Source organism: Spirosoma jeollabukense (assembly GCF_054777855.1).
Map to the genome: position 1 here is coordinate 490034 of NZ_BAAHAD010000001.1, position 19047 is coordinate 509080.

At 49.6% G+C, this 19047-nt stretch carries 18 protein-coding genes; 4 read left to right on the plus strand and 14 right to left on the minus strand.

The annotated features are described in order from the left end of the window. On the plus strand, positions 1-2168 hold a 2168-nt coding region (locus ACYVEA_RS01970), incomplete at its 5' end, for an Ig-like domain-containing protein (protein ID WP_461111633.1). A 26-nt stretch (positions 2169-2194) separates the two neighbouring features. On the opposite strand, the gene lpxB is transcribed toward ACYVEA_RS01970, so the two are convergent. Together lpxB and ACYVEA_RS01980 are read right to left on the minus strand one after the other, a co-directional pair. Beyond that, on the minus strand, positions 2195-3319 hold the full coding sequence (lpxB, locus tag ACYVEA_RS01975; RefSeq protein WP_461111635.1) for a lipid-A-disaccharide synthase: 1125 nt from the start codon (positions 3317-3319) through the stop codon (positions 2195-2197). A gap of 82 nt (positions 3320-3401) precedes the next feature. Further along, positions 3402-3818: a 6-pyruvoyl trahydropterin synthase family protein gene (locus ACYVEA_RS01980; protein ID WP_461111636.1), complete on the minus strand. Its 417-nt coding sequence runs from the start codon at positions 3816-3818 to the stop codon at positions 3402-3404. A gap of 268 nt (positions 3819-4086) precedes the next feature. Between ACYVEA_RS01980 and rfaD the strand changes: the two genes are divergently transcribed. Next, positions 4087-5052, plus strand: coding sequence for an ADP-glyceromanno-heptose 6-epimerase (rfaD, locus tag ACYVEA_RS01985; protein ID WP_461111637.1), 966 nt, complete (start codon positions 4087-4089; stop codon positions 5050-5052). Positions 5053-5058: 6 nt separating this feature from the next. Here the strand turns inward: rfaD and ACYVEA_RS01990 are convergent, their stop codons facing one another. The 6 genes from ACYVEA_RS01990 to ACYVEA_RS02015 form a co-directional block, all read right to left on the minus strand. Next, entirely contained in the window at positions 5059-6297 is a 1239-nt protein-coding gene (locus ACYVEA_RS01990; protein WP_461111638.1) for an MFS transporter, read from the minus strand. Continuing rightward, positions 6291-6662 carry a DMT family protein gene (locus tag ACYVEA_RS01995; protein WP_461111639.1) on the minus strand — a complete coding sequence of 124 codons (372 nt, stop codon included), beginning with the start codon at positions 6660-6662 and terminating at the stop codon, positions 6291-6293. The genes ACYVEA_RS01990 and ACYVEA_RS01995 overlap by 7 nt, the downstream gene beginning before the upstream one ends. A 25-nt stretch (positions 6663-6687) precedes the next feature. Beyond that, positions 6688-8004 carry a sensor histidine kinase gene (locus ACYVEA_RS02000; RefSeq protein WP_461111640.1) on the minus strand — a complete coding sequence of 439 codons (1317 nt, stop codon included), beginning with the start codon at positions 8002-8004 and terminating at the stop codon, positions 6688-6690. Further along, the gene (locus ACYVEA_RS02005) at positions 8001-8672 is read right to left on the minus strand and encodes a response regulator transcription factor (RefSeq protein WP_461111641.1); all 672 of its coding nucleotides are present in this window, start codon (positions 8670-8672) and stop codon (positions 8001-8003) included. Before ACYVEA_RS02005 ends, ACYVEA_RS02000 begins: the two co-directional genes overlap by 4 nt. A 95-nt stretch (positions 8673-8767) precedes the next feature. Then, positions 8768-9577 carry a hypothetical protein gene (locus ACYVEA_RS02010; RefSeq protein WP_461111642.1) on the minus strand — a complete coding sequence of 270 codons (810 nt, stop codon included), beginning with the start codon at positions 9575-9577 and terminating at the stop codon, positions 8768-8770. Between the two features lie 174 nt (positions 9578-9751). Beyond that, positions 9752-11335, minus strand: a complete 1584-nt coding sequence (locus ACYVEA_RS02015; protein ID WP_461111643.1) for a S8 family serine peptidase — start codon at positions 11333-11335, stop codon at positions 9752-9754. Positions 11336-11476: 141 nt separating this feature from the next. Between ACYVEA_RS02015 and ACYVEA_RS02020 the strand changes: the two genes are divergently transcribed. Further along, positions 11477-12772, plus strand: coding sequence for an aminopeptidase P family protein (locus ACYVEA_RS02020; protein WP_461111644.1), 1296 nt, complete (start codon positions 11477-11479; stop codon positions 12770-12772). A 170-nt stretch (positions 12773-12942) separates the two neighbouring features. Here ACYVEA_RS02020 and ACYVEA_RS02025 read toward each other — a convergent pair whose 3' ends face one another. After that, positions 12943-13563, minus strand: coding sequence for a TetR/AcrR family transcriptional regulator (locus tag ACYVEA_RS02025; protein ID WP_461112935.1), 621 nt, complete (start codon positions 13561-13563; stop codon positions 12943-12945). Between the two features lie 554 nt (positions 13564-14117). On the opposite strand from ACYVEA_RS02025, the gene purQ reads away from it, so the two are divergent. Then, positions 14118-14804, plus strand: coding sequence for a phosphoribosylformylglycinamidine synthase subunit PurQ (purQ, locus tag ACYVEA_RS02030; protein WP_461111645.1), 687 nt, complete (start codon positions 14118-14120; stop codon positions 14802-14804). Between the two features lie 103 nt (positions 14805-14907). On the opposite strand, the gene ACYVEA_RS02035 is transcribed toward purQ, so the two are convergent. From ACYVEA_RS02035 to ACYVEA_RS02055, 5 genes are all read right to left on the minus strand, one after another. Further along, a complete protein-coding gene (locus ACYVEA_RS02035; protein WP_461111646.1) occupies positions 14908-16095 on the minus strand; it encodes a phosphoglycerate kinase in 1188 nt (395 codons plus the stop codon). A gap of 67 nt (positions 16096-16162) precedes the next feature. After that, positions 16163-16570 (minus strand): type II toxin-antitoxin system VapC family toxin, encoded by a 408-nt coding sequence (vapC, locus tag ACYVEA_RS02040; RefSeq protein WP_461111647.1) that lies wholly within the window; start codon positions 16568-16570, stop codon positions 16163-16165. Next, positions 16558-16773, minus strand: a complete 216-nt coding sequence (locus ACYVEA_RS02045; RefSeq protein WP_461111648.1) for a type II toxin-antitoxin system VapB family antitoxin — start codon at positions 16771-16773, stop codon at positions 16558-16560. Before ACYVEA_RS02045 ends, vapC begins: the two co-directional genes overlap by 13 nt. A gap of 42 nt (positions 16774-16815) precedes the next feature. Further along, positions 16816-18021: a hypothetical protein gene (locus ACYVEA_RS02050; protein ID WP_461111649.1), complete on the minus strand. Its 1206-nt coding sequence runs from the start codon at positions 18019-18021 to the stop codon at positions 16816-16818. Then, positions 18008-19009 carry a DUF2157 domain-containing protein gene (locus tag ACYVEA_RS02055; RefSeq protein WP_461111650.1) on the minus strand — a complete coding sequence of 334 codons (1002 nt, stop codon included), beginning with the start codon at positions 19007-19009 and terminating at the stop codon, positions 18008-18010. The genes ACYVEA_RS02050 and ACYVEA_RS02055 overlap by 14 nt, the downstream gene beginning before the upstream one ends. Positions 19010-19047 lie beyond the last annotated feature (38 nt).

The window sequence follows — 19047 nt, forward strand, 5'->3', positions numbered from 1 at the left end:
ACAATGGCAGTGGCGGTTTTGCCAGCACCGTCCAGGCCACCGCCCCAACCGCCAGCACCATCGCTACCTTCAGCAGTGGGCCCCTCAGCGGGGTGGGTTTCTCCCAGATTTCCACCACCACTCTGTTTGCCCTCGACTATGACAATGACGGCGATCAGGATTTGTTCGAGCCTGCCAACAACACCACGACTACCGGCACGGCCGTAGGACGGATTATCCGCAACAACGGCAATGGCAGCTTCACCGATCTGAATACCAGTCCCTTCACAGCCCTTCAGTTTGGGGCTCGGCGCATCTTCTTCGATGCGGATGGAGATGGGGATCTGGATATGCTCTTCCAGAACGGCAACGTAGCCGGGGCCGGGATCGCCTTCAGCACCAACAATGGCAGTGGCGGTTTTGCCAGCACCATCCAGGCTACCGCCCCAACCGCCAGCACCATCGCTAGCTTCAGCAGTGGGCCCCTCAGCGGGGTGGGCTTCTCCCAGATTTCCACCACCACTCTGTTTGCCCTCGACTATGACAATGACGGCGATCAGGATTTGTTCGAGCCTGCCAACAATACCACGACTACCGGCACGGCCGTAGGACGGATTATCCGGCAAAATGGGGCTCCTCCTAAACTTACATCGACAAGCCCGGCGGACAATGCAACGAACATAAATCCTGTTAGCAGCTTAACGCTGACATTTAACACCAATGTTGTAAAAGGCACCGGAAACCTATTCCTGGTACGCATTTCTGACAACACGGTTATTGAGACTATAGCCGTAACCAGTGGACAAGTCACGGGGTCTGGCACAACCTGGGTTATTGATCCTAATAGTACACTGGCCGATAATACTGGTTATGCCATACGAATGGCAAAAGCCGTGTTCAGAGATTCGGATAATCGCGCCTTTGCCGGTATCTCTCAAAATACTACGTTCAATTTTACGACTGGAGTCGCCAATAAAGTACCAACCAATATTACGCTGAGTGTTAATACAGTGGCCGAAAATGCATCCCCGAATACGGTAGTCGGTACGTTCAGCACCACCGATGCCGATGTTGGTCAAACCTTCAGTTATTCGCTGGTGGCGGGGGCTGGCTCAACCGATAATGCGTCCTTCAAACTTGTCGGCAATCAACTGCAAACCAACGCGACCTTCGATTATGAAACTAAAAACAGCTATTCGATACGTGTCAGCACAACCGACAATGGAGCCCCTGCTCTTTCGTTCGAGAAGTCATTTACGATCAGCATAACGAACGTAAACGAATTTCTAAGTTTCAATCCATCGACCTCCTTAACTGTTTGTGCGGGAGCGCCCGTGAGCCTGACCGTTACGCCAACCGGATTCACACCGACAAATTATGCATGGAGTAGTAGCCCGGCCGGTTTTTCGGGTTCGGGCGCCAGTTTGACCCAATTCAGTCAGAACGCACCATCCGTCAGTTCCAATACCAGCTTCACAATTCTTGTTACGGCCAGCAATGGACCTTCCAGCGTAACGGCCAGCACAACCGTTGTCGTCAATGCACGACCGATAGCTAGTCTGACCAATAATGGCCCCTTAATCAGTCTCCAGTCCAGTGTTACGCTCACCGCGGGTGGCGGTGGTACGTATGCCTTCGGCGATGGAGCCAGCCAGGTTGGCGGAGGCAATACGGCAACCGTTACCACGACCGGACTCTTCTCGGTGACCGTCACGGGCGTTACTGGATGCCAGGCTACAGCCACGACCAATGTTACAGCGGTTCCTGACCTAATACCTATTCTACACGTTCAGCCATCCACTCAATATGGTACAACTAATTTCATTGTGGTAGTCGACGTATTTGAACTCACTCCCGTAGCCACTTCTGGGCAGATTGTCGTCAATATTAGCAAAGATCCTATGGTTGTCCTGAGCTTCAACGGATCGGCGAGCAGTGTAGGCGGGCTAACAGTGCAGAATAGCAGTTGGAGTTTTGATGCTACCAGCAATCCTGATGCCTATATACTCACCACGAATACGGCAATTGGCGCCAGCAGCAAACTAGCTTTTGGCCTGAATGGTGTATCTACACCTGGTGCGACAAAAGGGACACTTACCGTAAGTTCTGTTGTTACGGGTAGTGGGGTGGGCGAGATAAGGATCAATAACAATTCGGATAGCGACAAAATCAACTATTTCAGCAAGTAGTTAACCAGGGAATTCTCCAGATAAACCTACTTATTTTTTATTGAAAGAAGGTCATCGACCAGTAAGCGTCCTGCCCGTTCTGAAGCACCGGGCTCGCCCATTTTTTGCTGCACCTCAGCGTAGTCCGCTAGCTGGACATCCCGGCGCGGACTACCTGGCAAAATAGCCTTCAGTTCAGTAGTTATATTGTCGGTCGTGAGGTCATTTTGAATCAACTCCCTGACTACCTCCCGCCCCGCAATCAGGTTTACAAGCGAGATAAACGGCACAGCAATAAGTCGTTTGGCAATGAAATAGGAAACTCCGGTGGTTTTGTAGCATACCACCTGCGGTACGTTCAGCAGGGCGGTTTCGAGTGTGGCCGTACCCGACGTAACAAGCGCAGCTGTAGAAACATGCAACAGGTCGTAGGCGGCATCACTGACACGTAACACATCGGGATAGTCAGCTAACAAACTGTTGTATAAAGCATCAGGCAGATTGCTAACCGTTCCAACAACAAACCGATAATGGGGAAACTTGTGGATAATACGCAGCATACTGGGCAGTATGGATATGATCTCCTGACGGCGGCTCCCTGGCAATAAAGCAATAATCGCTTGCTCACCCAGCCCCAGCTTTGACCGAAAAGCTGGATCTGGGCGAAAATCGGCGAGGGCATCGAGGAGGGGATTGCCGACGTAGTCGACTTCATAGTCGTACCTGGCAAAAAACTCCGTCTCGAAGGGTAGAATCGTAAACAGCCGATCTACGGTTGCTTTGATCTTCAACGCCCGGCGCTGGTTCCAGGCCCACACTTTGGGCGAGATGTAATAGACTACCCGAATGCCCTGTTGTTTGGCAAAACGCGCCATACGTAAGTTAAACCCCGCATAGTCGATCAGAATAAGCGCATCCGGGCGATGAGCCAGCAAATCGGCCTGACATTCGCGCATAATCCGGCGAATGGTGACAAGATTTTTCGCCACTTCCAGAAACCCCATGAATGCCATCTCCCGATAGTGACGTACTAGCGTAGCACCGGCCGCTTCCATCTGCTCCCCACCATAGGCCCGGCACTTTGCATCAGAATCATACTGACGGATCGCCCGAATCAGGTTAGCGCCATGAAGGTCGCCGGAACGTTCACCGGCAATGAGATAGTAAGTCATATATAGGATGTGTGATATAGGATGTATGATATAAGACTGTCAATTCTACATCATACATCCTATATCATACATAGTAAAACCCCTATTCCCCAAAAAAATCAACAAAATTCTTCGGGGTTTCGTACAGCCGGAGTCGGTGTAGATGGGCTTCGGTAATGGGTTCAAGTGCCCGTTCAAGAATCTTCCAGATTTCCATGATGAAGATTTCGCAACTGGCCATTTTGCCCTGCATGAAATCCACATCGAGATTCAGGTTTTTGTGATCTACTTTCTCGATCACTTCATTTTTTATGATATCACCCAGCACTTTGAGGTCAATCACGAATCCGGTGTCAGGATCGGGCTCTCCCTTGACCGTTACGATCAATTCGAAATTATGACCATGCCAGTTCGCATTGGCGCAGGGGCCAAAAACTTCCTTATTACGCTCCTCCGACCAGGCTGGATTATAGAGTCGGTGCGCTGCGTTAAAGTGTTCAATTCTGTTAATATAGACCATTTTTCTGGTTTAGATGGGGCGGTTGCCAGAAACGCCGATTGTTAAAAATTGGGTGCAAAGGTACGCACTCTTCAGACGGGATAAAAACAAGTATTACTGGCTAACTACCTGAAGCGGAGAAAAATATATATTGGAAAAACACAATTTAATCACCAAAAACGCTATTCATTTCTCCAATTTAAAACCTGTATCTTTACAGCTTATTTCGCTTCATTTACACTCCTTATTACTTGATTTATCCTATAAACACGTTTACCACCGCCATTTTATGATTATCGTTACGGGAGCTGCCGGTTTTATTGGAAGTTGTTTGATCAGTAAGCTGAATCAGGAAAATTTCAATTTTATCATTGCTGTAGATGATTTTTCATATCCTGAAAAAGAAGCCAATTTAGTCGGCAAGCGGATTCAGGAGCGGGTAGATCGCGAAGTGTTTTTTGAGTGGCTCGACCAGAATTATCAGGAAGTTGAGTTTATTTTTCATATTGGTGCCCGCACGGACACGACCGAGTTTGATCGGCAGATTTTTGAGCACTTGAACGTCGAGTATTCCAAGCAAATCTGGAAACGCTGTATCGAGTATCAAATACCACTCGTCTATGCCTCATCGGCTGCTACGTATGGATTAGGTGAGCTAGGCTACGACGATAACGAATCGCTGATTCCGAAATTGAAGCCCTTGAATCCGTACGGAGAATCCAAAAACGAGTTCGATATCTGGGCGCTGGAGCAGGAACACAAACCGTTTTTCTGGGCTGGGCTGAAATTTTTCAACGTCTATGGCCCTAATGAATACCACAAAGGCCGGATGGCATCGGTTGTTTTTCATACCTTTCAGCAGATTCGGAAGTCGGGCAAAATGAAACTGTTCCGGTCACATAACCCCGACTTTGCCGATGGTGAACAGATGCGTGATTTTATCTATGTAAAAGACGTAGTAGAGGTTTGTTCATTCCTGATGCACCACCGGCGTAATTCCGGTATTTATAACCTCGGCAGCGGCAAGGCCCGCACCTTCCGCGATCTGGCCACCAACACGTTTCATGCGCTTGGCCTTGAACCCGATATCGACTTCATCGACACGCCTGCCGATATCCGCGATAATTACCAGTATTTCACACAGGCGAATATGGCCAAACTTCGGTCTATTGGCTACGACCGGCCATTCTCATCCCTTGAAGATGGCATCGCTGATTATGTGAAGAATTACATGAACGAAAACAAGTATTTGTAAAGACGGCTACGCTACTTTCGTTTCTGGCACCATAAACCATAACACAGCCAGCGCACCCAAAGCAATACCCGATAAGGTCAGGAAAGCCGTATTATAACCAGCCCACTGAACAATACTTCCGGCAAAGGCATTGCTGAGAGAAGCACCCAGTCCAATCGCAGTAGCAATAGCCCCCTGCGTCGTATTGAAGAGGCCACTTCCTTTGGTCAGGTCAGATACGATTAGAATTGAGAGCACCCCGAACGTACCGGCCCCCACACCATCCAGAACCTGAATAGCCACCAATAATATAGGATCGTCGGTCATCGTGTAGAGCAGTCCCCGGATGGGCAATACGGCAAAGCCGATGAGCAATAAGTTCTTACGACCTTTGGGTGCCAGCCGCCCCGTAATGTTACTAACCGGAATCATGACCATCTGCGCTACGATGATACAAGCCGACATGTAAGCTGCCGATGCACCCGCGTTGATTCCTTTAGCTAATCGCTGCCCCAGCAAAGGCAGCATGGCCGCATTAGCAAAATGGAAGAGCACGCACGCTAACGCAAAGAATACAATAGCCCGGTTGCTCAAAATAGCCCGCCAGCCCGATGGCCGCTCATCTAACGCATTTTCGTCTTCCTGCTGGCCATCACCCCGCGCCAGATCGTGATCGATGTCGGCTTCGCGAATGCGCCAGACGGCCACGCTGCTAATGAGCGACATAATCGCGAGTAACACAAAAATGCCTTCATTATTAACGTAGTAGCCAATCAATCCGGCCATCAGAGCAGCAAACACATTACCGGCATGGTTGAAGGTTTCATTTCGGCCGATCCGTCCGTCGAGCACTTTATGACCGACCAGACCGAGCGTAATGGCGGCAATTGCGGGCGTAAACCAGGCCGCTGCCACGCCCATAATGGCCTGGCCACCCATCACAACGTTGTAAGTTGGCAACAGAATGGTCAACAGGGCCGCCGTTGCGATAAGCAGCGACGCGACGACGGAAAGCAGCCGTTTTTTACGCGTTCGGTCAACCAGTATACCAACGGGCGTTTGGGCAATTACAGTTGCAACACCCATCACCGACATAGCAAACCCGATGGTCTGTGCCGTCCAGTGTAGCGACGTGAGCAGATAGATAGCCAGATACGGCCCGAGGCCATCGCGAACATCTGCCAGAAAAAAGTTGGCCCAGTCGAGTGCTTTCAGGCTGGCACCCGACGGCTGGCGGGTAGCGGCCCTCTCTAGGGAGCCTACCATTTTTTGAAGATGAAGAACACAGCGATGACGATAAACACAAAGCCGACGAGGTGATTCCAGGCGAGTTTATCGGTCTTGAAAACGTATACCGTTATGAGCGTGAAAACCGTGAGGGAAACGGCTTCCTGAATGGTTTTAAGTTGAAAAAGGGAGAAGGGCCCACCCGTTTCATCTGAACCGATCCGGTTGGCAGGTACCTGAAAAATGTATTCAAAAAAAGCTAGTCCCCAACTCAGCATAATGACACCAAAGAGCGACAATTTAGCCAGCATAGGATACTGTTTTATCTGGAGATGGCCATACCAGGCCAGTGTCATAAAAATGTTGGATAGCGTCAGCAGCAGGACACAATAAAGTGCTTTCATTTGATAGGTATAGAGATTGAAAAAATTAATACACAGACGTTGTTGGGAACCGTAACGTACTGGTGAAGGTGAAATTCTGCCAGTTGAGACCTAACTCCCCACCAAGTAGCATTGTTAACCGGTGACTAATCCACAAGCCGAGGCCATGCCCCTCGTTGAGCGGGTCAGCCTGGAAATAGGGTTGCATCAAATCGAGCGTTGGGCCTGTTTCGCGAACCGTCTGATTTTGCACACGTACTGTCCAGCTGTCAAAATAGTGTAACTGCACGCTAACAACGCTCCCCGCAACAGCGTATTTGATCGCATTTTCGATCAGGTTCAGTACAATATGCTCCAGTTTGACGGCATCCGTCTGGAGTAGCTGACAGGGTGAAACAGCATCATCAAACACGGTCGTCACCTCATACTCGGCAGCTACTGTTACTAACTGATTTAAGCATTTTTTAATGAGTTCGGACGCATCAACGGCTGTTCTTTTGAGCGGTTGCGACGAATTTTCAGGGCGACTTAATGTTAAAAACTCATCGAGCAGGCGCGTCAGGCGGCTTACTTCATCGAGTTGTCCAATCAGAAAGGGCGTTGTTCGCTCATCCACCAGCCCACTACCCAGGGTTACCTCCAATCCCGTTTTCATGACGGCCAGGGGCGTTCGAAGTTCATGGGCGGCCGCCCCGAAAAAGTTACGTTGCTGGGCAGCACTTTCCCGAATACGAGTCAGCATCCGGTTCAGCGTATCGGTCAATTGATAGAGTTCATCGCGTGAGTCAGGCAGCGAAATTGGCTCGATTACGGATGCGCTATCAATTCGATTAGCCTGATTGACAATCCGTTGGATAGGCCTTAGTAGTAAACCAGCTACTACGTATCCACCCGCAAATGCCATCGCTAAACTTAGTAACCAGCCTAGTCCAAAGACCCAGCGTAACTGGCTGGCATCCTGCCGTAAGCTCCAGTCAGGCACGGCCAGTGTAAGGCTAACCTGCCCATTGGCCAGTTGGTCCCGCGTGGTCTGCACGGTAATAAACCGATACGAACGCTGGTGTTTATCGCTGGACTGTTCACTGTTGATCTTGTCGGGGAAACCAGGACTGCGGAATAGTTCGCGAATGCGTCCATAGCTGTTATAGGTTACCTGCATGCGCTCCGTTTCTGTAGGCAGGGGCAGTATCACAGGATCCATACTCACCAGCGATAACAACCATTCGGCCCGCGTCTGAACAGCCCGGTCGAAGGCAGTTTGCAGACTTTTTTCGGCACGGCCCAGCATTAGCCAGCCCGCCAGCAAACTGACCGTTGCAAACACAGCCGTAACGGCCAGCACAATCCGACTCCGCAGACTCATACCGTTTTGAGCCGGTAGCCCCGCCCGATAAGGGTTTCGATCAATCCCGCTGTCCCGACAGCGTCAATTTTTTTACGGATCTGGTAGATGTGGACTTCGATGACATTGCTACCCATATCGTAGTCAACTTCCCAGATTTTCTCCGCGATCTCGTTTTTGGTCACTACGTTCCCGGCTCGACGCATGAGCAATTCAAGCAACGCGAACTCCCGATTGGTCAGCTCCAGCGTAGTACCCGCTTTTACTACGTCATGGGAGACAAGCCGCATTTCCAGATCGGCGACACGCAAAACGATGTTATCGCTGGAATCAGTACGCCGTTGCAACACGCGAATCCGGGCCAGCAACTCACTGAAGTCAAACGGCTTGCGCAGATAATCGACCGCACCAAGATCCAGCCCCTGCACTACTTTTTCGGGATCACTAAGCGCCGACAGGATCATAACAGGCACCGACAGACCAAAGGCCCGAAGATTCTGAAGCACCTCAAAGCCCGTTTGTCCGGGCAGCATCAAATCGAGTAGCACAAGGTCGTAAAGCCCTCCGGCAACATGGTCGAGACCTTCTGATCCGGAGTGAGTCAGATCGGCAACGTGGCCATGCTGCTCCAGCCCCTGCTTGATAAACCGGGCCAGTTTACGCTCATCTTCAATAATCAGGATTTTCACGAGGATAAAAGAGTGAAAGGGCGAATGAGTGAATGAGCGAAAGAATGAAAATCTAAGTCAAACACTCATTCACTCTTTCATCATTCGCGCTTTGTTTATCGTACCAAATATTGCTGGCCGTTGATGGTCAACACCGACGCATTGAGGATGTTTGTTTTTTCCAGTTGTACCTGCCCATCGCGAAGATGTTTCGCATAGCCCTGCACCGTAATGGCACTTCCTTTAGTAGCCAGGTTGGTAAGCTGATACGCTACGTGCGGAGGAATACGCACGATCGTTTTGTCGTCCAGAACCAGTCCACTGACCCGACCGTCGCGGCCCAGCCGATAATCGCTGATCTTACCCGATACGGTTGTGAGTGTGGGAGTGGGTGGAGTGGTCGTAGGGGGCGCCGGGGGCGTATCGGCAATAACGGTTTTGCCAGCGGTTAAACTAACCATCCGAAATGTAGATTCACCGCGCGGGTTTGTGTCAGTGAAGCCCGTTACGCTAATGCTGCTCCCCGGTTTGATCGCTTTCTGAACCTGCTGGCCCAGATGCGGTGGAAATTTTACAGTTGTGGGTGCATTGGCCGTTCCGCTAAACGTGAAGCCGTCTAGAATCGCATCATCGTTACCAATCCACTGCCCTACCGTTCCGGAAACCGTCGTTAAGGAGGTTAGCCCATGGCCGGGACGACCTTCGTTTGGGCGATCTGGTCGACCCGGTTGATGTCTCTCTCTCTGACGTCCCCCTCGCCCGGGACCATCCGCATGGGGGCCACGAGGGCCATCCGGGCCAGGGGGCGTCAGGGCTACAGCGGGAGCGGATGCGTCAGCCGCAGGTTGATTCTGAGCCTTGACGAGGGGGGCGGCCAGAAGAGTCGCGACTAAAACGGCGGTGATTAATTTTGCTTGAAGTTCCATAGTCAATTGTTGTTTACTGTTGATTACGGAAGCAAACCTACAGCCGCCAGGTAAAGCCGGTATGAGGTCGACATTAATTTTTCTTCATCTCCAGGCCTTTGGCTTAGGGCCGTGCCACGGTTACCAGGAGTCTAAAAGATAACCGTGGCACGGCCCTAAGCCAAAGGCCAATTCCTACTCCCAAACGACCTCAATCACTTCTTTTTTCAGATCTACCGTTGTCTGTTTTTCATCGGTGGCCCGATGCAGGGTTAACTTGCCCCCTGTAACTTTGGTGGCTTCCTGCTGTAATACGTGTGTCGCGTCTTTTTTGTGAAAAACTGATACAGCTGGCTCGCTCGTCTCGACGACCAGCGTAAAGGTTTTGCCCGATGCTTTCACCAACCGGTTTGTCGCGGGTAGTTCCTGATTTCGAAGCAACGCAATGGCCCGCGACGCCTGCGGAACCCCGTAACCAATAAAATTATTGCCATACGGATACAGATGCGAGGATTTTTCGATAATCTGCATCACCTGTTTGTTGGTCAACTTCGGATTTGCCTGCATCACGCAGGCCGCAAAACCCGTAATGACCGGTGCCGACAACGATGTCCCATACAGCGAAAAGCATGATACGTTGGGTTTCAAATAGGGCAGACTTTCGGGGCCAATACTGCTGTACCCAATGCGGTTCCAGAGTTTGGCGTTCGTGGCACCAATAGCCAGTACTCCTTCTGCATCAGCGGGGGTACTGATGATGCGCCATGAACGGTCGTCGCCCTCGTTGCCTGCCGACACGATGATCAGAATACCTTTTTTATCAGCCGCAATCTGCGCGGCCCGGCTAATGAGACTCGTGTGCCCATCCATCTGGCTAGGCTCATAATTATCTTTGGGATTGCTCATGCCCCGGGCATATCCCAGCGACGTATTGATAAGCCGAACGCCCAGGCTGTCCATCCATTCCATAGCTGCCACCCAGTTATCTTCTTCGCCCCGGTATTCGCGGTTTCCCTGGTCAGATCGAGCGAGATAGAAACTCGCATCGGTAGCCAGGCCATATTGAATATGATCGGTAGGGTCATTACCGGCAATGGCCGCCAATACTTCTGTACCATGAAAATCCGACATGGTTTCCAGGGTCCGGAGCAGGTTATTGTGCGTCTTTTTTTCATTCACATAATCACGTATCTGCTTCACGCCATCGCGGGCAAATATATGTTTAAGCGCGTTGGCTGAGTCGGCCCCGAAAAATCCGGCATCGATCACACCGATGTTCACAAATCGACCCGTCAGACCCGCCTGCGCAAAATCGGACGCCTGAATCTGGGTCATCACCGGAGCTAACTGAGGGTTTACCGGCAAGTTGAGCGACGTGATGACAATAGCCGGATCAATGGGCCGAATCTCTTTCACAAAGGGCATGGCGGCAACCTGCGCATACTGCTGAGTTGTCAGTTTTGCCGATACCGCATTGAGCCAGCGCGACTGGCAAACGGGTTTAACACCAGCTTCATTTAGTCGCTTCAGGTACGTAGCAGAAACCGGCTGATCGGTATCATCCAGTGGAAGATTCTGCATTTTCCGCTGATTGATCGATTGCTGGGATAAAGCGGGCGACGACGCCTGATCTTTATCACGGAGTAAAACCCAATATTTAGTGCCCGACTGCGTGGGCCGGACTCCATTCGATACGTTCGGTTCAGGACGTACTACGTTGGGCTGGGCCTGGATGGATAGCGCCAGCAGGCAAAAAAATAGGGTCAGTCGAAACGTCATAATTCGTTCAGGAAGAAAACGGGTTGGGCCTTTGGCTGAAAGACCCCGTAGTGTATTAAACACAAAAACGCCCGGAAACTATTATAGCTTTTGGTTTTCTTTGCAAAATTAATTAGAAACTTAGCCCCAACGGCCCGTTATATGCGTTATTTACCGATAGAGAATCAGCTTTTTGTTAAAAACCGCCAGCGGCTCGTTAGTCTGCTGAAACCTAAGTCATTAGTTGTTCTGAACGCGAACGACATTATGCCTACCAATGCCGATGGAACGATGGGATTCCGGCAAAATAGCGACCTTTTCTACCTCACGGGCGTTGACCAGGAAGAAACACAACTGGTACTTTTTCCCGAGCATCCGGACCCTAAATTTCGCGAACTTCTTTTCTTACGCGAAACCAGTGAGCTTATCGAAATCTGGGAAGGTCATAAACTGACAAAAGCTGAAGCCGAGCAGGTAACGGGCATTCCCCAAAAGCAGATTTACTGGAACAGCCAGTTCGAGCAGATTTTTACGCAGGTGGTCTTCGAGGCTGAGCACGTGTATCTGAATACCAACGAGCATACGCGTGCTGGGATCGAGGTACAAACCCGCGATGCCCGCTATATCAATGAGTTCCGGCAGAAATATCCGCTGCACCGCCTGGAGCGGCTTGCCCCGCTGATGCACTACCTCCGGGCCATTAAACAACCGCAGGAGATTCCGCTTATCCAGACTGCTATTGACATCACCGACAAGATGTTCCGGCGGCTGCTTGGCTTCATCAAACCCGGCGTTTGGGAGTATGAAATTGAGGCCGAGATGATGCATGAATACCTCAGGAATCGGTCACGGGGAGCGGCTTATAGCCCAATCATCGCGTCGGGGGCCAATGCCTGCGTGCTCCACTACGTCGACAATAGCCAACAGTGTCAGGATGGCGACGTAATTCTGCTGGATATTGGGGCCGAGTATGCTAACTACAATGCCGATATGACTCGGTCGGTGCCGGTCAATGGTCGATTTACGGAACGTCAGCGGGCGGTGTACGAGGCTGTTCTACGGGTCATGAAGGAAGCCAAACAAATGCTACGTCCGGGCAATCTCTGGGATGATTACCACCGCGAAGTAGGCAAGGTCATGGAATCAGAACTGATTGGCTTAGGTCTGCTGGATAAAAACGACGTGGAAAAACAGGATCCGGATGCCCCTTTATACAAGAAATATTTCATGCATGGCACGTCGCACTTTTTAGGTCTCGACGTCCACGATGTGGGCAACAAATACCGTAAAATGGAGCCGGGTATGGTCTTTACCGTTGAGCCAGGAATTTATATACGGGAGGAGAAACTCGGTATCCGGCTGGAAAACAACGTACTGATTACTGAAGCGGGCAATGTAGACCTGATGGCGAACATTCCGCTCGAAGCCGCTGAAATCGAAGACTTAATGAATAACTAATCAGCCCCGATCCGGGGACTGGACAGTGAGTTAGTCAGCTTAGACAACAGTCTTGATTTTAGCTGACTAACTCACTCTTTTTAAGAAGTAAGTGATAAGCTCACTAACTAGTAAGTTGCTAGCTACCAGTGAGGTAAATACCCTTTCTACTTGATTACTTATGACTTATACTAAGCGACTTCAGCTTGCTTAGTCTGTTCGGTTTCAAGTGCCATATTCAGACTGGAGTATATCCGACGGATAGCCTTCTCCAGGCGCTCCCAGCCGGCATCGGAGCGAAGATCAATATCGCCAATGTGATCCCGTTGGGTACTGGTCAACACCAGATTTGTAACGGCAGCCGTCATTAGGCTGTTAATAGCGATTGGATCAAAATCAGTATTAGGTGCGAGTTTAGACACCATATTTTTGTAGGACTGGTCACGGAAATCGGCCAGCCGACGGGCCAACTCGGTTTCCCCGTTCGACATCTCCCAGCGAATCAATTCCTGCGAAGCTTTTCTGGCACGAAACTCATTCATGAATTGAATCGTGTAATCTGACAATGCTTTACTCCGGCCTTCGGGCGTCAAATTATCCGGTACAGAATCCAGATACTTTTCATTAAACATTGACAGGAAAAAACCACGTTGCACGTAAGCTTCGAGCAATCCGTTCCATCCACCAAAATAGCGATAAATAAGCACCTTGTTTACGCCAGCACGTTCGGCAACGGCATTGATACCTGCCTTTTCAGTACCTCGCTCGGCCATTACGTCGCCCATAGCACGCAAGATGCGTTCCATGGTCATCTGGCGGTTTCTCCGCTTAACAATTTTCATACATCTGGATCGTTTTTGTGTATTTAAAGAGGAATTAGTAAACTTCTGCCCTGGTCTTACTTACTTAAGAAGTAGCCTATACTTTTGCTGTAGATACAAATATGATTATAACAACTGATGTAATCAAGCAATAGATTCAATAAAAAAAATCATACTAATAGCGAAAGGAATGCATTTATCGCCTGTTAACACTAACCGTCATCTGCTCTCCCAGTACAGAAGGCCGTCAAAATCACTGCGTTATCAATTATATACGCAAAATAGTAAATGATGGATTCTAAGAGGTATAGTTTGGGAGGAGAATTGTTTACTATAATCAACCTGTACTCGACAACATCCTCTCTGAGCAAATGTCAGGTAGATTCTACCGAATTCTACTGGCAGGACTGTCATCAGACTGCTTCGCTACGGTAATTTCGGCTTATTAACGTCCATTTGTATCAGCAGAAGAAGGGAATAGACGCGTAGAAGTGCGTTCGAAATGTTACCTTTGTGCATCAATCTGATTTAGCTCTTCACTCGCTATGAAATTTGGCGTTGTTGTTTTCCCCGGCTCTAACTGCGATCAGGACGCAGTTGATACGCTGGAATTGATGGACCAGAAAGTCGTAAAACTCTGGCATAAAGACCACGACCTTCAAGGGTGTGACTTCATTATTTTACCCGGTGGCTTTTCCTACGGCGACTACCTCCGCACGGGGGCTGTCGCCCGATTCTCGCCCATCATGAATGAAGTTATCGCCCATGCGAATCGGGGTGGTTATCTGATGGGTATCTGCAATGGGTTCCAGGTGCTGGCCGAAGCACGGCTTGTACCGGGCGTGTTGCTACGTAATTCCAATCAGCAGTATATCTGCAAAAATATTTACCTGACTCCCCAATCGACCGACGCTCTGCTGACCGCCGGATTGGATCGCCCGGCCTATAAAATTCCGATGGCTCACGGCGAGGGTCGCTACTTCGCGGATAGCGATACGCTCAACGAAATGAACGATAACGGCCAGGTACTCTTCCGTTACTGCGACGAAACGGGTGCGATTACGGATGCCTCAAATCCGAATGGCAGCCTGGAGAACATTGCGGGCGTAACCAATTTAAGCAAAAATGTTTTTGGGATGATGCCACATCCTGAGCGCGCGGCTGATCCGGCTCTTGGCAATACCGACGGTCGCCTGATTCTGGATCAGATCCTGAAAGCCGTTTTGGTCTAAGTAAGCATAGTGAAAAAGTCAAGGGTTATGCGAGTGTGTCAGGCTGTTTATTACACTTGACACGCTCGCATAACCCTTGACTTTTTCCGGGCGTTTTCGGTCTTTATTCCAATGCCGCTACGCCTGGCAGCACTTTGCCTTCCATGTATTCCAGCAAAGCACCACCGCCTGTTGATACGTAGCTGACGCGGTCGCCGTAGCCAGCCTGGTTGATGGCCGAGGCCGAATCGCCCCCGCCAATGAGTGAGAACGCGCCATTTTCTTCGGTTGCTTTCACGACCGCTTCGGCAATGGCGTTGGTACCGTGGGCGAAATTTTCAAACTCGAAAACGCCCATTGGACCATTCCAGAGAATGGTTTTAGACTTGGCAACGACTTCGCTGAATAATTTGATGGTTTCAGGCCCAATGTCCAGCCCCTGCCAGCCATCCGGAATTTGACCGGTAGGCACAACCTTACGGTTCGCATCGTTGGAGAAATCGTCGGCACAGAGGTTATCAAGCGGCATATAGATTTTAACCCCTTTCTCTTCCGCTTTTTTCAGCAGTTCAAGCGCCAGTTCCTGCTTATCGGCTTCAAGCAGCGAATTACCGATTTGGCCACCCTTTGCTTTGGTAAACGTATAGGTCATCCCGCCCCCAATAATCAGGTTATCGACATTATCGAGGAGTTTTTCGATGATCAGAATTTTGTCCGAGATTTTGGCCCCGCCCATAATAGCCGTAAAAGGCCGCTGCGCTTCTTCCAGAATCTTTTTGGCGTTGTCTAACTCTGCCTGCATCACGTAGCCAGCCACCCGATCGGTCAGGAACTGCCCCATAACAGCCGTGCTGGCGTGAGCGCGGTGAGCAGTTCCGAAGGCATCGTTTACCCACACATCACCGAGTTTCGCTAATTTCTCGGCGAATGCTACGTCCCCTTTTTCTTCTTCTTTGTAGAAACGCAGGTTTTCGAGCAACAGAATTTCGCCCGGTTGCAGGCTGGCCGCCAGATCGGTCGCCGACTGACCAATAGAGTCGTCGGCAAATTTTACCTCACGACCAAACGCTTTTTCCAGCGCGGGCAAGAGGTGTTTGAGTGAATATTTCTCTTCGGGACCACCCTTCGGCCGGCCGAGGTGTGACATCAGAATAGCCGATCCACCGTCGTTCACGATTTTTAGGACGGTTGGAATAGTGGCTTTAATACGAGTGTCGTCAGTGATGTTGTACTCTTTGTCGAGCGGTACGTTGAAATCTACCCGAACGAGGGCTTTCTTACCAGCAAAATTGTATGAATCCAGGGTTTTCATGCGACTGCGTATGGTCGTTGGTTTGCGGGGCCAAACTTAGGGCTTTTTTGGCAGATCGACCATAGAACTAGTCATCAGTAATTAATTGTAGGGGTGTATGCTGAGCTATGTGTATAAAGTCTATATCATTTTGCAATACTGGAATGTTATGAAAAATAGCATAATAAGCGATCAGACAATCGTTAGGTTTACGAATGGTCACGCCTATTTTACGTAGAGTACGGTATAAATCAGCGGCTCCAATGGCTGCCTCAACAGGGTCGACTGTTAGTAGTATACAAGCCAGCAGGCTGGTACGTATGCGTGCGAACTGCGCGTTGTCTCTAATTCCCTGTAACACTTCCTGCAAGATGGTCGGCGTAATCGTGATTCGCTTCGTGTGTACTAATAAGTCAGCTACTTTTCTTGTCTGATCATTTTGAAGCCCCCGAAAACAATCTACCCAAACAGATGTGTCGACAATTATTGGTCCCATTCAGTTGGGGTTGTATTCGTGCGCATTTCACTCAAATTTCCATCCCATTCTACTTGGCCAAACATCGACAACAAATCTTTTCGACGCATCATGCTAATATATTCCTGCAACGCCAGTTCAATAGTCGCTTTCTTGGTTTTTGTATGACCTATTTCCATCGCAGCCTGTAATAGTTCATCATTAATATCAATGTTCGTTCTCATGATCAATATCTTTATACACAAATATATCAATTTCCATACACACTAATACTTGCCTTCGCTCCCGGCACCGCCAAACTCACCTCCGCCAAATCGAACATCGTCCCGTGGTGCAGGCGACGTAGCACCTGCTGCCTGAATCGCCACAACAGATGCCGCATTCGTAAAAAACTCATTGGGCGAATCGTCGTCAGGATCATCGGTAAAGCCGCCGAGTGAACGATCTGCCGTTGCCGTCCGCAAATACTGAATGCCTAGAATAGCAAGGCCAATCAGCACAAATCCGCCAATCGTTAGTGCTACGTTGAGCGGCACCAGCGCATGATATTTGTGTACCGTCATAAAAGCGGCAATCAACGCCAGCATACCGAGAATAATCAGCATCCGATTTCTCTTCACTACGCCTTGCCACAAATAGATAACTGGTATCAGGAAGGTGAGCAACCAAAACAACCCCGCCAGGGCAATTTCCGGTGCGACCGCAGCGGGGCTTCGAAGTAGGGATGTTTTCAGTAAGATGCCATTTAACTCCCTCACTACGTAGTAATTACCACTGGCAGCCAGAACGATCAGCGATATCCACTGCGCTAAGTTCAACGGATCAGCGTAGTAGAGCTGTTTCGGATTCCGATTAATGATTTGTTTCGTCGCGGTATAAATCAGCAGCGAAACGCCCATCATCACAAATGGAAGCATATTTTTACCTCCGCTCACCTTCAATACGCTGTCAAAAACATAAGTATACAGCGTAGCCAGTGTAAAGAAAGCAATCAACGTATCGCCATAATACCAGAGCACCAGTAGTAATAAGGGCAGTGTAATTAAACAATGCGTAGCCAGAGAAAGCCCATTCGGAAATAGCTGGTTCAATCCAAACGCCAGAAATCCGGTCAACGTAACGACAAAGGCATTATCGATACCATTCCGATACAATAAACGCCGGTTGATCAGGACATACCCTACAATGCCTACGCCAATACCAAACACTATGTTGAACAGGCCATAGGTGGTTTGGTCGTTCAGCAAGGCCGAAAAAATACTGGCTGGAAGCAGATAACAGGCCAGAATGGCAACCGCCGTAAACAGGAACAAGCCAATCTCAATAAAGCCGTTTGTTTGCCGGAACTCCACCGGATAGGCTTTCTGAATCGTAGCCAGTTGTTCATCCGTCAACAACCGTTGACGATGCCAGCGCGCAGCCTGCCCCAGAATTTCGCGGTTATAAATCCACTGCTCGTTATAGGCTTTCATTCGTTCTGTTTCCTTTAGGTAACTGACTCATCAGGTAATAAACCAGGGCGATACCGGTCAAAATGAAATACCAGTAATACGCATCGTCGCCTTTGGGACGTAGGTAATGGAAAAACAGGTACGTAACACCAATGTATCCATAGACCACACTCATCAGCAGAAACAGGAATGAACCATCAGCCGTCGACGGGTCTTTGCGCACACGGCGAGCGTATTGGTCGAACGTAAGGCATGCTCCTGCCAGTCCAAGTGCAAACCCGATTCGAAGTTCGTCGAAGTTGAACAGGCCGCCCAGCAGCGCAATCATCAGCAGATTTCCGGCAATGGTAAGGTAGGTGTAAGTGAAATGCGCTTTGATACGTTGCCGCTCCAGCACGAACGCCAGACCAATCAGCATCAATGCCAGAATAACGGCAGAAAAGACAGTTTCGCGCTCAAAAAAGTTAGTCTTAAAATACAGCTCAAGTGGCCGGACCGTTACGCCCACCCACGAAATAAGCGCGGTCAACGCCATACCCAACACGCCCCTATGGTCAAAACGATACGCCAATGGCAAAAACAGCACCGCTGGTAGCAGAGTTACCAACCCATAGCGATTTCCAAAAATGGTATACGCATATTGCGCATAGCCTTCCAGCGTCAGAAACAACAGACACGCCAGAATCAGGGCATAGTCGCCAAAGGTCGAGCGGCTTTTAGCCTGCCCCATGGTCCACTCCGGCCGGTAGCGCCAGGCAAACACAAAGCACCCTGCACAACCTGCAGCAATAGCCGCCAGTAGCGCTCCGTGGCCAATTCGATCGAAATTATCATAGACCAACAGACCTAGCCCGGCACTCAACAGCAAAATGCCAATATAAAGCATCGACCGAAGTTCCCAATGCAATGAAAAAGGCCTTTTTTGCTCAATTTCAGCGATTTTTGCGCGCTGATCAGTGAGCAAAACACCTTGTTTACCTAGTTCATTCAGTATGTCGTTTGGGGACATAAATGGCTATTTTTATGTTATAATTGTATCCACGGTCT

Coding starts and splice junctions, on each gene's coding strand:
- ACYVEA_RS02015 (WP_461111643.1), bottom strand. CDS start 11,335: ATGACGTTTCGACTGACCCTATTTTTTTGCCTGCTGGCGCTATCCATC.
- ACYVEA_RS02055 (WP_461111650.1), bottom strand. CDS start 19,009: ATGTCCCCAAACGACATACTGAATGAACTAGGTAAACAAGGTGTTTTG.
- ACYVEA_RS02045 (WP_461111648.1), bottom strand. CDS start 16,773: ATGAGAACGAACATTGATATTAATGATGAACTATTACAGGCTGCGATG.
- ACYVEA_RS02000 (WP_461111640.1), bottom strand. CDS start 8,004: ATGAGTCTGCGGAGTCGGATTGTGCTGGCCGTTACGGCTGTGTTTGCA.
- ACYVEA_RS02035 (WP_461111646.1), bottom strand. CDS start 16,095: ATGAAAACCCTGGATTCATACAATTTTGCTGGTAAGAAAGCCCTCGTT.
- ACYVEA_RS01990 (WP_461111638.1), bottom strand. CDS start 6,297: ATGGTAGGCTCCCTAGAGAGGGCCGCTACCCGCCAGCCGTCGGGTGCC.
- ACYVEA_RS02025 (WP_461112935.1), bottom strand. CDS start 13,563: ATGACCATGGAACGCATCTTGCGTGCTATGGGCGACGTAATGGCCGAG.
- ACYVEA_RS02050 (WP_461111649.1), bottom strand. CDS start 18,021: ATGAAAGCCTATAACGAGCAGTGGATTTATAACCGCGAAATTCTGGGG.
- lpxB (WP_461111635.1), bottom strand. CDS start 3,319: ATGACTTACTATCTCATTGCCGGTGAACGTTCCGGCGACCTTCATGGC.
- rfaD (WP_461111637.1), top strand. CDS start 4,087: ATGATTATCGTTACGGGAGCTGCCGGTTTTATTGGAAGTTGTTTGATC.
- purQ (WP_461111645.1), top strand. CDS start 14,118: ATGAAATTTGGCGTTGTTGTTTTCCCCGGCTCTAACTGCGATCAGGAC.
- ACYVEA_RS02020 (WP_461111644.1), top strand. CDS start 11,477: ATGCGTTATTTACCGATAGAGAATCAGCTTTTTGTTAAAAACCGCCAG.
- vapC (WP_461111647.1), bottom strand. CDS start 16,570: ATGGGACCAATAATTGTCGACACATCTGTTTGGGTAGATTGTTTTCGG.
- ACYVEA_RS02010 (WP_461111642.1), bottom strand. CDS start 9,577: ATGGAACTTCAAGCAAAATTAATCACCGCCGTTTTAGTCGCGACTCTT.
- ACYVEA_RS01995 (WP_461111639.1), bottom strand. CDS start 6,662: ATGAAAGCACTTTATTGTGTCCTGCTGCTGACGCTATCCAACATTTTT.
- ACYVEA_RS01980 (WP_461111636.1), bottom strand. CDS start 3,818: ATGGTCTATATTAACAGAATTGAACACTTTAACGCAGCGCACCGACTC.